Annotated in this window: 13 protein-coding genes; 6 read left to right on the top strand and 7 right to left on the bottom strand. The window is 73.4% G+C overall.

Annotated features, from left to right (window positions below; translation table 11 throughout):
- Positions 1–107 precede the first annotated feature (107 nt).
- Positions 108–2,468: a RelA/SpoT family protein gene (locus VSH64_RS15410; RefSeq protein WP_326836280.1), complete on the top strand. Its 2,361-nt coding sequence runs from the start codon at positions 108–110 to the stop codon at positions 2,466–2,468.
- Here VSH64_RS15410 and VSH64_RS15405 read toward each other — a convergent pair.
- Positions 2,452–3,300: an alpha/beta fold hydrolase gene (locus VSH64_RS15405; RefSeq protein ID WP_326836279.1), complete on the bottom strand. Its 849-nt coding sequence runs from the start codon at positions 3,298–3,300 to the stop codon at positions 2,452–2,454. The genes VSH64_RS15410 and VSH64_RS15405 overlap by 17 nt on opposite strands.
- 73 nt (positions 3,301–3,373) lie before the next feature.
- On the opposite strand from VSH64_RS15405, the gene VSH64_RS15400 reads away from it, so the two are divergent.
- Complete coding sequence (locus tag VSH64_RS15400) at positions 3,374–4,153, top strand: enoyl-CoA hydratase/isomerase family protein (RefSeq protein ID WP_326836278.1); 780 nt, start codon at positions 3,374–3,376, stop codon at positions 4,151–4,153.
- Positions 4,154–4,168: 15 nt separating this feature from the next.
- Here VSH64_RS15400 and VSH64_RS15395 read toward each other — a convergent pair whose 3' ends face one another.
- From VSH64_RS15395 to VSH64_RS15385, 3 genes are all read right to left on the bottom strand, one after another.
- The gene (locus VSH64_RS15395) at positions 4,169–4,429 is read right to left on the bottom strand and encodes an aminotransferase class IV (RefSeq protein ID WP_326836277.1); all 261 of its coding nucleotides are present in this window, start codon (positions 4,427–4,429) and stop codon (positions 4,169–4,171) included.
- Positions 4,378–4,869 (bottom strand): aminotransferase class IV, encoded by a 492-nt coding sequence (locus tag VSH64_RS15390; RefSeq protein WP_326836276.1) that lies wholly within the window; start codon positions 4,867–4,869, stop codon positions 4,378–4,380. Before VSH64_RS15390 ends, VSH64_RS15395 begins: the two co-directional genes overlap by 52 nt.
- A gap of 89 nt (positions 4,870–4,958) precedes the next feature.
- On the bottom strand, positions 4,959–5,852 hold the full coding sequence (locus VSH64_RS15385) for a peptidylprolyl isomerase (protein WP_326836275.1): 894 nt from the start codon (positions 5,850–5,852) through the stop codon (positions 4,959–4,961).
- Positions 5,853–5,987: 135 nt separating this feature from the next.
- Here VSH64_RS15385 and VSH64_RS15380 point away from each other — a divergent pair, with 135 nt between their 5' ends.
- Both VSH64_RS15380 and VSH64_RS15375 read left to right on the top strand, forming a co-directional pair.
- The gene (locus VSH64_RS15380; RefSeq protein WP_326836274.1) at positions 5,988–6,557 is read left to right on the top strand and encodes an MBL fold metallo-hydrolase; all 570 of its coding nucleotides are present in this window, start codon (positions 5,988–5,990) and stop codon (positions 6,555–6,557) included.
- On the top strand, positions 6,554–7,192 hold the full coding sequence (locus VSH64_RS15375; protein ID WP_326836273.1) for a hypothetical protein: 639 nt from the start codon (positions 6,554–6,556) through the stop codon (positions 7,190–7,192). The genes VSH64_RS15380 and VSH64_RS15375 overlap by 4 nt, the downstream gene beginning before the upstream one ends.
- Here the strand turns inward: VSH64_RS15375 and VSH64_RS15370 are convergent.
- The 3 genes from VSH64_RS15370 to VSH64_RS15360 form a co-directional block, all read right to left on the bottom strand.
- Positions 7,164–7,466: a hypothetical protein gene (locus VSH64_RS15370; protein ID WP_326836272.1), complete on the bottom strand. Its 303-nt coding sequence runs from the start codon at positions 7,464–7,466 to the stop codon at positions 7,164–7,166. The genes VSH64_RS15375 and VSH64_RS15370 overlap by 29 nt on opposite strands.
- An 89-nt stretch (positions 7,467–7,555) precedes the next feature.
- Positions 7,556–9,628: a YibE/F family protein gene (locus VSH64_RS15365; protein ID WP_407655650.1), complete on the bottom strand. Its 2,073-nt coding sequence runs from the start codon at positions 9,626–9,628 to the stop codon at positions 7,556–7,558.
- 76 nt (positions 9,629–9,704) lie between these two features.
- Entirely contained in the window at positions 9,705–10,682 is a 978-nt protein-coding gene (locus VSH64_RS15360; RefSeq protein ID WP_326836271.1) for a GlxA family transcriptional regulator, read from the bottom strand.
- Between the two features lie 98 nt (positions 10,683–10,780).
- Between VSH64_RS15360 and VSH64_RS15355 the strand changes: the two genes are divergently transcribed.
- Both VSH64_RS15355 and VSH64_RS15350 read left to right on the top strand, forming a co-directional pair.
- The gene (locus VSH64_RS15355) at positions 10,781–11,479 is read left to right on the top strand and encodes a DJ-1/PfpI family protein (RefSeq protein ID WP_326836270.1); all 699 of its coding nucleotides are present in this window, start codon (positions 10,781–10,783) and stop codon (positions 11,477–11,479) included.
- Between the two features lie 132 nt (positions 11,480–11,611).
- A complete protein-coding gene (locus VSH64_RS15350) occupies positions 11,612–14,587 on the top strand; it encodes an AfsR/SARP family transcriptional regulator (RefSeq protein WP_326836269.1) in 2,976 nt (991 codons plus the stop codon).
- Positions 14,588–14,656: the final 69 nt, after the last annotated feature.

The raw sequence follows: 14,656 nt of genomic DNA, 5'->3' as shown, positions 1-14,656 counted from the left end.
CGAGGTCGGGCGGCGCGCCGGACGCCGATCGGACGTGGGCGGAGTGGCCACGCGGTCGAACGGCTACCCTGAGGGTTCGAAGGCCGCACGAGCAGCAGGAGGTGCGGGTGAGCCAAGAGCTCGACGCCGCGGTGCCCGCGAAGACGGCGCCCGCGAAGGACGGCGGGGCGAAAGGCGCGTCGGCGGTACCGCCGCCGAAGGCGAACGGAGCCGCGCCCAACCCGTCGGCGACCCGCCGCGTGCGAGCCCGCCTCGCCCGCCGGATCACGGCCCAGCGGGCCGCACCCGTGAAGCAGGTGCTCGAGCCGCTCGCCGTGATCCACCGCGAGCTGCACCCCAACGCGGACCTCGCGCTGCTCCAGCGCGCCTACGACGTGGCCGAGGAGCTGCACCGCGAGCAGCGGCGCAAGTCCGGCGACCCGTACATCACGCACCCCCTCGCCGTGGCCACGATCCTGGCCGAGCTCGGCATGGACACCACCACGCTCGTCGCGGCGCTGCTGCACGACACTGTGGAGGACACCGGCTTCTCCCTGGAGTCGCTGAAGGCCGACTTCGGCGACAAGGTCGGCGAGCTCGTCGACGGCGTCACGAAGCTGGACAAGGTCAAGCTGGGCACCTCGGCCGAGGCCGAGACGATCCGCAAGATGGTCATCGCCATGGCGAAGGACCCGCGGGTGCTCGTGATCAAGCTGGCCGACCGGCTGCACAACATGCGCACCATGCGGTTCCTGCCGCCGGAGAAGCAGGCCCGCAAGGCCCGCGAAACGCTCGAGGTGCTCGCTCCGCTGGCCCATCGCCTGGGCATGGCGACGGTGAAGTGGGAGCTCGAAGACCTCGCGTTCGCGATCCTGCAGCCGAAGAAGTACGACGAGATCGTGCGCCTGGTCGCCGACCGCGCGCCTTCGCGCGACACCTACCTGCGCAAGGTGATCGCCGACCTCACGAGCAACCTCGTGTCGTCGCGGATCACCGCGAAGGTGGAGGGCCGGCCGAAGCACTACTACTCGATCCACCAGAAGATGATCGTGCGCGGGCGCGATCTCGACGACATCCACGACCTTGTCGGCGTGCGGATCCTCGTGGAGGACGTGCGCGACTGCTACGCCGCCATGGGTGTGGTGCACGCGCTGTGGCAGCCGGTGCCCGGCCGCTTCAAGGACTACATCGCGCAGCCGCGGTTCGGCGTGTACCAGTCGCTGCACACCACCGTGATCGGTCCGGACGGCAAGCCGCTCGAGGTGCAGATCCGCACCTACGAGATGCACCGCACCGCCGAGTACGGCATCGCGGCGCACTGGCGCTACAAGGAAACCAAGGGCACGCACAGTGGTAACGCGATGGACGTGGACGAGATCGCGTGGATGCGCCAGCTGCTCGACTGGCAGCGCGAGGCCGCCGACCCGGGTGACTTCCTCGAATCGCTGCGGTACGAGCTGGCCGCGCGCGAGATCTTCGTGTTCACGCCGAAGGGCGACGTGATCACGCTGCCGGCGGACTCGACACCGGTCGACTTCGCCTACGCCGTGCACACGGAGGTGGGCCACCGCTGCATCGGCGCGCGGGTGAACGGCCGGCTCGTGGCGCTGGAGCGCAAGCTCGAGAACGGCGAGAACGTCGAGATCTTCACGTCGAAGGCGGAGAACGCCGGCCCGAGCCGCGACTGGCTGCAGTTCGCCGGTTCGCCGAAGGCCCGCGCGAAGATCCGCCAGTGGTTCGCGAAGGAGCGCCGCGACGAGGCGATCGACGCGGGCAAGGAAGCGATCACCAAGGAGATCCGCAAGGTCGGGCTGCCGATCCAGCGGCTCGTGTCGGCGGAATCCATGGGCTCGGTCGCCAAGGAGCTGCGCCACGGCGACATCTCGTCGCTGTACGCGGCCGTGGGGGAGGGCCACACCAGCGCGAAGCACGTGGTGCAGCGGCTGGTGGCGCTCATCGGCGGGGTCGACGAGGCGGAGGAGGAGCTCGCCGAGCGGGCCACACCGTCCACCGTCACACGCCGGCGTGGGTCGAACGACGTCGGTGTGATCGTGAAGGGCGCCAGCGACGTGTGGGCCAAGCTGGCCCGCTGCTGCACCCCGGTGCCGGGCGACGAGATCCTCGGGTTCGTGACGCGCGGCGGCGGCGTGAGCGTGCACCGCACGGACTGCACGAACGCCGAAGACCTGCGCACGCAGCCCGAGCGGCTGGTCGAGGTGGAGTGGGCGCCTTCGTCGTCGTCGGTGTTCCTCGTGGCCATCCAGGTCGAGGCGCTCGACCGGCACCGGCTGCTCTCGGACGTGACGAAGGTGCTGGCCGACGAGAAGGTGAACATCCTGTCGGCGTCGGTCACGACCTCGCGCGACCGCGTGGCGGTGAGCCGGTTCTCGTTCGAGATGGGCGACCCGAAGCACCTCGGCCACGTGCTGAAGGTGGTGCGCGGGGTCGAGGGCGTGTACGACGTCTACCGGGTCACGTCGGCTTCCTGAGCCAATCCTGGAGCGCTTCGGTCACTTCGGCGGGGCGCTCCAGCGGGGGCAGGTGCCCGGTGTCGGGCAGGTCCAGCCGGCGCGCGCCGGGGATCTCGGTGGTGAAGCGGTCGGCCAGCTCGAGCAGGCCCGAGCCGTCTTCGAGGCCGATCAGCACGAGCGTGGGCGCGGTGATCTCCCCGAGGCGGTGGCGGGTGTCGGGCACGTCCTCCGTCCACTTCGGCTCGGTCCACTCGCGCCGGTACACGTCCGCGCACATTTCGAGGGCCTGGACGTAGAAGCGCGGGTCCACGGCATCCGGTGTCCGATGTGGACCGACGACGAGGTAGCGCACGTTGGCCTCGGCGACGGCTCGCACGTGCGCTTCGTCGACGTGGTCGGCGGTGTGGTCGAGGTAGCGCTTGAGGTCTTCCACCGGCACGGCGGCGAGCATGGCTTCGCGGCTGTCCGAGGCCATCGGTTCGGGCCACTCGTGGCCGGACAGGCCGGAACCGATCAGCGCCAGGCTCTCGACGCGATCGGGTGCGGCGAGAGCGGCGTCGAGGGCGTAGGCGCCGCCCATCGAAGAGCCCACGAGCGCCGCGCGGTCGACGCCGAGCGCGGACATCACCGCGAGCAGGTCGTGGTGATGGGACACGGTGCCTTCGACGGGCACCGATTCGCCGTGGCCGCGGCGGTCGTAGCGGATCACGCGGTGGTGGCGCGCGAGGGCGGCGAACTGGCGGTCCCACATGCGCCGGTCGGCGATCCCGGCGTGCAGGAGCACCACCGCCGGGCCGTTGCCGGCCTCGTCGTAGCCGAACCGCGCGCCGGCGGCCTCGATCATCCCCATGCCCGCCACGCTAGCGCGCGGACCTGGTCACAGACGGCGGTTTCGCCCAGGGCGATCCCACTAGGGTCGGGGCATGACCGACGGATTCGAGTTCACGCGCGACGGTGAGGTCGCGCGCCTGACGTTCTCCCGGCCGGAGAAGATGAACGCCATCACCTACGGCATGTGGTCGGCGATCCCGGACGTCGTGGCCGAGGTCGAGGCCGACCCGGCGCTCAAGGTCCTCGTGCTCACGGGCGCGGGCAAGCACTTCTCGGCCGGCGCGGACATCAGCGAGTTCCGCGAACTGCGCTCGACCGCCGACGGCGCCGCCACCTACGACAAGGCCGTGGACGGCGCGGTCGCGGCGCTGGCCTCGATGCGCAAGCCCTCCGTCGCGATGATCCAGGGCAACTGCATCGGCGGCGGCTGCCAGCTCTCCGTGGCCTGCGACTTCCGCTTCGCCGCCGAAGACGCCCGCTTCGGCATCACCCCGGCCAAGCTCGGCATCGTCTTCCACTTCGATTCGACCCGCCTGCTCGTGTCCCTGGTCGGCCCCGCGCACGCCCGGTACTTCCTGCTCTCGGGCGAACTCGTCGACGCCGTGCGCGCCCGCGAAATGGGCCTGGTCAACGAACTGCACGCGGCCGAAGGCCTGACCGCCGCCACCGCCGCCTTCGTGGCCACCCTGTGCTCCCGCTCGCAGGCCTCGATCCGCGGCATGAACCGCATCATCGAAAAGATCGTCGGCGGCCAGCAGCACCCGGACGACGAAGTGGACGCCCTGCGCCTGGCCGCCCTGCACGGCGAGGACTACGCCGAGGGCGTGGACGCGTTCCTGAACCGGCGGGCACCGAAGTTCACCTACCGCTGAGCCGGCACCGACGGCTCAGATCTCGTCCCACCGCACGCTCTCGTACGCCTCGGTGAGCAACCGGGCCGCCGCGGGGTTGTTGCGCAGCGCGACCCCGTCGACCGACGCGACGGGGCGGCCGACGGTTTCGGAGTTGGTGAGGAACACGGCGTCGAAACCGGGCAGTTCGCGCGGGTGGACCCGGCGGGTCACCTGCGCGATCCCGGCGGCGGCCAGCTGTTGCTTCAGCAGCAGGTACGTGATGCCGGGCAGGACGGCGGCTTCGGGCCACACCACGGTGTCGCCTTCGAGGAAGCCGACGTTCCAGATGGCGGCTTCGCTGACGTGTCCACAATGTGGTCGAGGAACAGCGCGTCGTCGTAGCCCGCGAGCACGGCCTGGCGCGAATGGTGGATCAGCCCGAACGTGCCGGTGTGCTTCACCTCGGGCAGCTCGCGCTCGTAGCGCGTGGACCGCAGGCGGATCGGGTCGGCGATGTGCTCGTGCGGGGGACCGGTGCGCACCAGGATTTCGGGCACCATCACGGGTTCGTCCCCGCTGGAGCGGGAGAGCACGAGGACGCGCGCCGACAGTGACGCACGCCCCGCGACCAGCCGGCGGAGGTACCCGCGGACCCGCTCGACGTCGAGCTCGCTGCCGAACATCACGCGAGTGTTCGTGGCGAGCCGGGTGAGGTGTAGATCGAGGCCGCGCACGCGGCCCGCGCGGACCTGCATGGCCGTGAAATGCCCGTACCCGCCCAGAACCGCAGCGAGCTGAACGGCGCTGGGTTCAGCGCCGTTCAGCTCGAATGCGTGCGGAGAAATCAGGCCGCGACCGTGACCGCGGTGAACTTCACCGGGTTCTTGGGCTCGCCGGTGTCGCCGTCCTGGCCGACGGTGCCGATGCCGGTCTTGGCGATCTGGTCGAGGACCTTCAGGCCGGCGTCGGAGATGCTGCCGAAGACGGTGTAGTTCGGGGGCAGCTCGGCGGTGCCGTAGACCATGAAGAACTGGCTGCCACCGGAGTTCGGCTGGCCCGTGTTGGCCATCGCGAGGATGCCGCGGCCGTACTTGGCCGTGTCGATGAACTCGTCCGGGATGGTGAAGCCCGGGCCGCCGGTGCCGTCGGTGTTCACGTCGCCCTTGGCGTTCGGGTCACCGCACTGCAGCATCTGCAGCTGGGTCACGCCGAGGCGGTGGCAGATGGTGTCCGTGAAAAAGCCCTGCTTCGCCAGGCTCACGAAGGCCTGCACGGTGCACGGCGCGAGCGCGCGGTCGAGGGTGATCGGGATGTCGCCCGCGGTGGACTTCATCGTGATGTCGACCGTGCCCTGCGAAGAAACGTTCTTGCCGTCCGGCGCGTCGGTCTTCTTCGGCGGCGGCGCGCTCTGCGTGTCGGCCGGGTAGGAGCACGTGGTCGGGTTCGGCAGGGCCTTCGGGCGCGTCGGCAGGGCCGTGCGCTGCGTCGGGATGGTGCCGACCTTCGGTGCCGGGGGCGCCGAAGGCGACGAGCTCGGCGGCGCCGCGGCCGCGTTGGTGTCGTCGCTGCCGCCCGTGCCGTTCACCAACCACACCACGCCGCCGACGATGATGAGGACGACGCCGCCGGCCACGCCCAGGCCCACGATCTTGCGTTTCTTGGCCCGGTCCGCCCGTCGCTCGATCTGCCGCTCGAGTTTCCGCTTCGCGGCTTCACGGCGCTGCTGGTTGGTCGCCACCCGCCCTCCAGTTCCCGCTCGGTGTCACACGTCTGAGGTAGCGGCAGTGTATGGGCACAGCCTGTGAGGACTCTGTACAGGGGCCGCTAGTCTCGATCCGATCGTGATCGGCGCCGCAGTGACTGGAGGGGTTTGGTGCTCGTCGTCGGGTTCGCCGCGGGGCCGCTGCGCGCGAACTGCTATCTGCTGGCCCCGGCCGCCGGCGGCGAGTGCGTGGTGGTGGACCCGGGCCAGGACTCGGCGGAACCGCTCGCGGCCGCGCTCGCCGAGCACGGTCTGACGCCGGTCGTGCTGCTCGCCACCCACGGTCACCCCGACCACGTCGCCGGCGCCCTCGGCCACGACCTGCCGCTGCACCTGCACCCGGCCGACCACGACTGGTTCACCGGCCGGGCCGAACCGCTCGCCGAGGGCCGGCTCGCCGTGGCCGGCCTCGACCTCGACGTGGTGCCGCTGCCCGGCCACACGCCGGGGTCGGTGGCCTTCGGCCTGCGCGCGAGCGAGGGTGGCAGGCTGGTGCTCACCGGGGACACGCTGTTCGCCGGGTCGATCGGACGCACCGACGGCCCCGGCGCCGAACTGGAGAAATCGTTGCGCACGAAGCTGTTGACCCTGCCCGACGACACCGTCGTGCTGCCGGGCCACGGGCCCGCCACGACCATCGGCCGCGAGCGCGCCACGAACCCGGCGCTGGTGCGCGCATGAGCGGCGAGCCGGAGCGGCTGCCGCTGTTCGCGGAGGACACGAAACTCACGCGCCGGCGCGCCTGGTCCGGGCTGATCGGCGCCGTGATCGTGGCCGCGGCGTTCGGTGGCATCGCGGGCCTGATCGGCGGACAGCTGGTGGGGCTCATCGTCGCGGTCGTGGTGGCGCTGCCACTGCTCTACATCGTGCTCTACACGCTGCGCCGCCGGATCTGGCTCGAAGGCACCACGCTGATCGTGCGCACGTGGGGGATCCGGCGCATCGGGCTCGTGGAGGCCGAGCGGCTCGACATCGTGATCGGCGACGTGCGCGGCACCCGCACGGTGAGCCTGCTGGTGAACGCGGGCAAGCGGCGCAAGACGGTGAAGGTCGACCTCGCCGTGTTCGCCGGCACCGGCGGGCGCGAGCTGGGGGCGCTGCAACTGCGCCGGGTGGCCGACGCGCTGCTGAACAACACCGAAGCCAACGGCCTCGTGTTCTCCGAGCTGCTCATCGCCGAACTGAAGTCCGAAGCCCGCGGCGACGCCGTGGCCGAGCGGCCGCTGTACCGCCTCGCCTCGGCCGCCCCGGCGGGCCGCTACATCCAGCGCTTCCCGATGGAAGCTGTCAGCCGCTTCGTCGCGACGCTGGACTGACGGACTCGGCCGGATTCGGCCCGGCTCCGCCGCGCTCGCGCCGGTCGTCGAGACCGTCGACCCGCGCACGGATCTGCTCGACCTGATCGACCAGCTCCGGCAGCTCCTCGGCCACGTAGGCGAGCAGCCGTTCGAGGTGGCGCAGGGTCGCGCGCACCTCGTCGAGCGCGGTCGCGATGCGCGGCACGGCTTCGGCCGCTTCCAGCAGCGCGGCGAACAACCGCCGGACCAGGTGCACGGTGATCCGCGGTCCCGCCAGTACGGCTGAGAACACGACCCCTCCTCGGGTACGGGAGTACTCGCCTCGGTCGCGGACTTCGTACCGCAACCGGGGCGCCGTGGTGAGGCCGGGGTTCGCCCGCGTTACTGGTGGGACGGAACGGGATTCGTGGTGCTCACGAGGTGGTCGACGGGCTCGCGCGCGGCGATCAGCGCGGCCAGGATCGTGGTCACGGGCACCGCCGCGACGATGCCGACGGACCCGGCGAGCGTGCGGATGATCTCCGACGCGATGTCCTCGCTGCCGAGCAGCGCGCCGAGCCCGACGCCGGAGATCGACGAATACAGCAGCACCGGCAGCGCCGCGCCGGCGTAGGCCATCACGAGGGTGTTCACGGCCGAGCCCACGTGGTCGCGCCCGATGCGCAGGCCCGAGCGGTACAGCTCGCGCCAGCCCAGCGCCGGGTTGGCCCGCCGCAGCTCCCACACGGCGCTGGTCTGGGTGATCGTCACGTCGTCGAGCACACCGAGCGCACCGATCACCACCCCGGCCAGCAGCAGGCCGCGCGCGTCGATGCCGTGGCCGAGTGAACCGATCAGCGTCGACGTGCTGTCGTCGAGCCCGGTCAGCGACGCGCCGACGGAGAAGATCGCCGACAGCACCCCGATCAGCGCCAGGCTCACGAGCGTGCCGAGCACCGCGACCGACGTTCTCGCCGAGAGCCCGTGGGTGAGGTACAGCGCCACGAACATGATCGCGCCGGCGCCCGCGATCGCGACCAGCAACGGGTTTTCCCCCGAGAGGATCGACGGCAGCACGAACAGCACGATCACCACGAAGCTCAGCACCAGCGCCACGAGCGCCGCGAGCCCCTGCCAGCGCCCGAGCACCAGCACGGCCACCGCGAACAGCGCGGCCAGCAGCACGAGCGGCGTGCCGCGCTGGAAGTCGACGAGCTGGAACGACGCCGGATCGGTGGCGTTGCCGCCGTTGTAGGCGAGCACCACCTTGTCGCCGGTGGAAAAGCGCGGGGTGCTCGGCTCGATCGGCACGATGAGCTGCAGCGGTTTTCCGATGGCCGGGCCGTCGGTCATGGTCAGGTTGACGGTGAGGCACGGTTTCTGGTCGGGGTCGGCCTGAGCGCCGACCTGCACCTGGCCGTTGGCGAGGCACGGGCCGGTGGCGGTCGCGGTGATCGACCCCTGCACCGGCGTCCCCTGCGGCACCACGCTCGTCGGCGACGCCTGGCCCCACGGGTACAGCACGATCATGCCGACGACCGTCGCGACCGCGAGCGGCACCAGCAGCCAGGTGAGCAGTTTCCGCACTCGCGTGGAGGCGGGGGCGGCGGGCCCGTGGCCGTGCCCGTGACCGTGGCCGTGTCCGTGGGCCTGCGCGGTGAGCGCGGCGCGTAGGCCCTTGCGGGCCGCGGGTTCGGGGGAGCCGGTCGGGTTCTCCGCCGTGCCGGGGTGGCTCGCGGGATCGTCCGGGTTTTCCGCGGTGCCGGGCGAAAGGACCTCGCCGGTTCGGCGCGCCCGGGCCTGGCGGGAGCCGGGAAGCGGGGTTTCGCCCGTACGGCGGCCCTGGCCGTCGGCTCGCCGGACGGTCGCGGATTCGCCGGTGCCGCTCGCCGGCGGGGGTGTTTCGCCACGGCGGCGTGGCGGCAGCGGGGTTTCGCCCGTGGTGCGTCCGGCGGGGGGCGGCGTTTCGCCGGTGCGGCGCGAAGCCGGCCCGTCGCCCGCGCGGCGGTGGGTGGGGGGTGGCGTTTCGCCGGTGCGGCGGGATGCGGGCAGCGGGGTTTCGCCGGTGTGCCGGGAAGGCACGGGGGTTTCGCCGGTGCGGTTCGCCTGCGGTGACCCGGCCCGGCGCGAGGCCGGCGGCGGGGTGTCGCCTCGGCGTCGGCCGGTGGGAGAAGCACCGGTCGGAGAGGCTGCCTCTGACCGTGGCGTGGCGCCGGTCCGGCGTCCGGCCGCCGGTGCGTCGCCGGCGCGGCGTGGTGGCTGGGCGGATTCGCCTGTCCGGCGTGCGGCGGGGTTGTCCGCGGTGCGCCGGGCGCGCCGCGGCGGCTCGTCGGCGGCGGGCCAGGCGAGCTCGTCGCCCGCGCGGGGCCGGGCCGCGGGTGCCGGGGAGTCGCCGGTGACGCGGCGGATGGGGCCGGTGTCGGCGTCGGCCGCGTCCAGTGCGTCGGAGTCGGAGGGGTAATCGGGCGGTGCCACGGCGCACATCCTGCACTCCGGCCGTGGCCGTCACCCGTACCGGGTGGGGACGACCCGGTCGATTCCGGCGTTTCGCTCAGCCGAGCGCCTGGCGCAGGTGCACGCGGCGGTAGGCGCTCGGCGGGGTGTCGAAGTGGTCGAGGAAGGCCTGGCGCAGCGTCTCGGTGGACCCGAAGCCGCAGCGGCGCGCGATGGCGGCCAGCGGCAGGTCGGTGCCCGCGAGCAGGCGGGCGGCGTGCTCGGCGCGGACGGTGCGCACGTACTTGCCCGGGGTGGTGCCCAGGTGCGCGTCGAACAGCCGGGTCAGCTGCCGGGTGCTGATGCCGGCCTGCCGCGCCAGCACCGGCGTGCCGAGGTCCTCGCCCAGGTGTTCGGCGACGAACGCGGTGAGGTCGCGCACCTGCCGGTGCTCCGGCGGCGGACCGGACAGGAACATGCTCACCTGCGCCTGGTTCCCGGGCCGCTGCAGGTAGGTCACGAGGGCGCGGGCGGCCTCGCGGGCGAGCGTGGGGCCGTGGTCCTCCTCGACGAACGCCAGCGCGAGGTCGAGCCCGCTGGTCACGCCGGCGGCGGTGTAGATGTCGCCGTGGCGGATGAACAGCGGCACCGGGTCCACGGTCACCGCCGGGTACCTCGCGGCGAGCTGCGCCGCGTAGGCCCAGTGCGTGGTCGCGCGGCGGCCGCTGAGCAGTCCGGCCGCGGCCAGCACGGTGGCGCCGGTGCACACCGACGCCGTGCGCGTGCTCGTGCGGGAGAGCCGGCGCACGTGTTCGAGCAACCGTTGGTCGGCGGCCGCGTCGCGGTGGCCGAGGCCGCCGGACACGACGATCGTGTGCAGGGGCCCCGAAACCTGGTCGAGCCGCACGTGCGGGGTGAGCGCGATGCCCGACTGGCAGCGGAACGGGTGTCCGTCCACAGTGGCCAGTCGCAGGTCGTAGCGCGGTCGGGCGCCGAGGCGGTTGGCGGCGTCGAGCGCGTCGGACACGCACGCGATGTCGAGCAGCTCGGCGTCGGCGTACGCGACGATCACGACCTGCCGTTCGGGCCCCGGCATGATCGAACGTTAGCAGGTCAGCAGGCCGATCGACATGGTTCGCAGGATTACGGACATCGGGGTGCCGGTGCCCGGTCCGCGGGGGCACGGTGGAGGGCATGACGGAAAAGACGTTCGCCTTCGTCCTCTATCCCGGCCTCACGGTGCTCGACCTCGTGGGCCCGCTCCAGGTGCTGAGCGCGTTCGCCCTGGCGGATCCGGAGTTCCGCGTGGTGGTCGTGGGGGAGACCCTCGACCCGATCGGCACCGACACGCCGCTGGGCGTCACCCCCAGCCACACCTTCGCCGACGTGCCCGAGCCCTACGGCGTGCTCGTGCCGGGCGGCAGCGCGCCGACCCTCGACGCGCTCGCGAACCGGCCGCTGATCGACTACGTCGCCTCGACCGCGCGCACGGCCGAGCTGATGACGTCGGTCTGCACCGGCGCGCTGCTGCTCGGCGAGGCCGGCCTGCTCGACGGCCGCGAGGCGACCACCCACTGGATGTTCCGCGACCTGCTGCGCGCGTTCGGCGCCACGCCGGTGGCCCGCCGCTGGGTCGACGCCGGCCCGGTGATCACCGCGGCGGGCGTGTCCGCGGGCATCGATCTGGCGCTGCACCTCGTGGAACGACTCGGCGGCCCCGAGGTGGCGCGCACCGTGCAGTTCGGCATCGAGTACGACCCCGAGCCGCCGCTCGGCCCGCTCGACTGGGAGGCGGCTCCGCACGGTGCGCTGAAGCCGCTGCTGGAGTACACACTGGGCGACGTGCTGACCGATCGCCCGGACCTGAAGGCGAAGCTGCTCGCGTACGCCTAGGCCCGGTGTCCGGCACCCTTCCAACGAGGTGGGCCATCCGGGTGAGGGTGGCCGGAAGGGCCGGGCGCGGAGGGTGGCGCAGGTACTTTCGGGTCGCTCGATCAGGTGACGTGCGGCCGTGGGGAGCTTGCGGTGCGGTTCCAGGTCCTCGGCCCGCTGGCGGCGGCCCCGCTCACGGTCGCGCTGCCGTCGGCGGCCCAGCCGCGCCGCTTGCTCGCGTTGCTGCTCGCGCGGCCCAACGAGGTGGTGGGCCGCGCGACGATCGTCGACGAGCTGTGGCCCGACGGCGCGCCGCCCAGCGCCGCGGCGATCGTTCAGGTCACGGTTTCGAAGCTGCGCAAGGCACTCTCACCCGGCCTGGCCGCGGACGATCCCGCGCAGCGGCTGAAATCGGGGCCGCGCGGCTACAAACTGACGGTGGCCGAGGGCGAGCTGGACGCGGAGGAGTTCGTCGCGCTCGCGTCCGCCGGGCTGGCGGCCGAGGACTCGCGGACCCGGCGGGATCTGCTGACCCGCGCGCTCGGCTGCTGGCGCGGTGGGGCGTTCTGCGACGTCGCGACCGGCCCGCTCGTCGAGGCGCACGAGGTGTGGCTGGACGACCGCCGCCGGACGGTGCTGCTGCAGCTGGTGGAGCTGCAGCTGGCCGAGGGCGACGAGCAGGCCGTGGTGCACCGGCTCGCGCCGGTCGTGGCCGCGCGGCCCGCCGACGAGCGGCTCGCCGGCCGCCTCGCGGACGCGCTCGCGGGCCTGGGCCGCCGCGACGCCGCCCTCGACGTGCTGCGCCGCACCCGCCGCGCGCTCTGGGCCGAGGCCGGCGTGGTGCCCGGGCCGGAGCTCGACGCGCTCTACCGCCGCGTCGCCGGTGCCGAGTGGACGGCCGGCGGTCCGCCCGCGCAGCTGCCCGCGCCCGTTCCCGACTTCACCGGCCGCGCCGCCGAACTGGCCGCCGTGACCCGGCACCTGCGCACTCCCGCCCCGGTCGTGGCCCACGGCGCGGCCGGGGCCGGCAAGAGCGCGCTCGCCGTGCAGGCGGCGTGGCGGACGCGGCGCCGGTTTCCCGACGGCCAGCTCGTGGCCGACCTGGCGGCCGCCGAGCCGCGTGACGTCCTCATCGCGTTCCTGCGCGCGCTCGGCGCGGCCACGGCCGAGCTCACCGGCGACCTCACCGCGCTGGTCGCGGCCTGGCGCAGCCACACCGTGGACCGGCGGTTGCTGGTGCTGCTGGAAAACGCGCGCACCGAAGCCCACGTCCGCCCGCTCCTGCCGAGCGGGGCCGGCTGCGGGGTGCTCGTGACGGCGCGCCGGCCGCTGCCGGGCCTGGCCGCCGCGCGGCCGGTTCCCGTCGGCGAGCTGTCCACTGTGGACGCGCGAGCGCTGCTCACCGCGGTGGCCGGGGAACCCCGGATCGCGGCCGAGCCCGAGGCGGCCGACGCGGTGGTGGCGCGCTGTGCCGGGCTCGCGCTGGCCGTGCGGATCGCCGGTCTGCGCCTGGCCGCGCGGGCGCACCTGCGGGTCGCCGACCTCGCCACGCGCCTCGGTGACGACCGCCGCGCGCTCGAGGAGCTGACCGCCGGCGACCTGAGCGTGCGCGCCGCGGTACTGCCGGCGTTGCGCGAGTGCACCGCCGAAGACCGGGATCTGCTGCGGCTGCTGGGATTGTTCCGGCGGCCCGTGCCGGACTGGTGTGCGGCCGCGCTGCTCGGTGTGCGAGCGGCCGAGGCCCGCGACCGGCTCGACGCACTGGCCGACACCCACGTGCTGACGGCCGACGAGCACGGCCGCCACGCCGTGCCCCGCTTCGTGCGCCTCGGTCTCGGGCCGCTGCCCGGGCCCGACCGGGCCGCCCTGCGCCGCGCTCTCGAATCCGTGCTCGCCCTGTCCGAACGCGTACTTTCCTTGCTGGACCACGGTTTCACGCCGGCCGGACCACCGGTTACCGCGCCGGAGGTGAGCGTGGTGCGCGCCGCGACCGCCGACCCCGAAGGCTGGCGGCGCCGAGAAACGGAGCTGGTGGCCACGGCGGCGCGGCTGGCCGGTCGGCACCACTGGCACGCCCTCGCGGCCCGGCTTTCCGACGCGTGCGCCGCGCTGGCGGGTACGCCGTGGCTCGGCCGCTCCGCTCGGGCGGTCTCGATCGTCGGGCTCGCCGCGGCCCGCCGGCTCGGCGACCGTCCGGGCGAGGCGGGCAAGCTGTTCACCCTCGCGTCCGTGCACTGGCAGGCGGGGCGCTCGCGGCAGGCCCGCACGTACTTCTCCTTGGCCGGCAACCGGTTCGAGGCGCTCGGCGACCCGCGCGGCCGCGGCGCGGCGCTGGTCGCGCTGGCCGACCTCGACGCCGACGCCGGCCTGGCCGAGCTCGCCGTGACCGAGCTGCGCGAAGCGCTGGCGCTGCTGCGCGAGTGCGGGGACGTCCGCGGCCAGGCGATCGCGGCCGCGCAGTTCGGCGGGCTTTCCGAGGACCTCGGCGACGTGCGGCGAGCCGTGGAGAGCTTCGAAGCCGCGCTGCTGCTGGCCGGTGGCTGCGCGGGCCGCTGGCACGACCAGGTCGCCAAGCGGTACGCCGACGTGCTGCGCCGCCACGGCCGCACCGACCGCGCGGCCGACCTGCTCACCGGCGCGCTCGGCGGCGCGGTGCGCACCCGCGAACGGCACTGGGAGGCCCACGTGCTGCGCAGCCTCGGCGACCTGCACACCGACGCCGGCGAGGTGGCCGAGGGCGAGCGCTGCCTGACCCGGTCGCTGGACCTGTTCGAGCAGATCGGCCACCGGCACGCGGCCGCCTACACCCACCGCAGCCTCGCCGAAGCCCGCTTGCGCGCCGCCGACCCGGCCGGGGCGCGGCGGCACCTGCGCAGCGCGATGACCGTGTTCCAGGATCTGCGGGATCGCCGCGGCACGGGCTACGCGCTGCTCAGCCTGGGCAAGACACACGCCGGAACCGGTTCCGGCAGCGGCGCCCGCCGGGCGCTCGGCGGCGCGGCCGAGGTGTTCTGCGACCTCGGTTTCCCGCTGTGGGAGCTGCGGGCGCTGCGCGAGCTCAACGCGGCTTCGAGTGATTCACCCGCCGGAGCCAGGGCTCGTGAAGTCTTGGCGAAGATCAGGTTCTGACCCCGCTTCCCGCGGCGCCGGCGGGGGGCGCGTTTGGCGAAGTTATGGACCCGCGTCCGAGGCTCCCGC

This window comes from Amycolatopsis rhabdoformis, assembly GCF_035918295.1.
GTDB classification, from domain to species: Bacteria; Actinomycetota; Actinomycetes; order Mycobacteriales; family Pseudonocardiaceae; genus Amycolatopsis; species Amycolatopsis rhabdoformis.
Note: the sequence above shows the minus strand (reverse complement) of the source record. Positions and strands in the feature narration are given on the sequence as shown.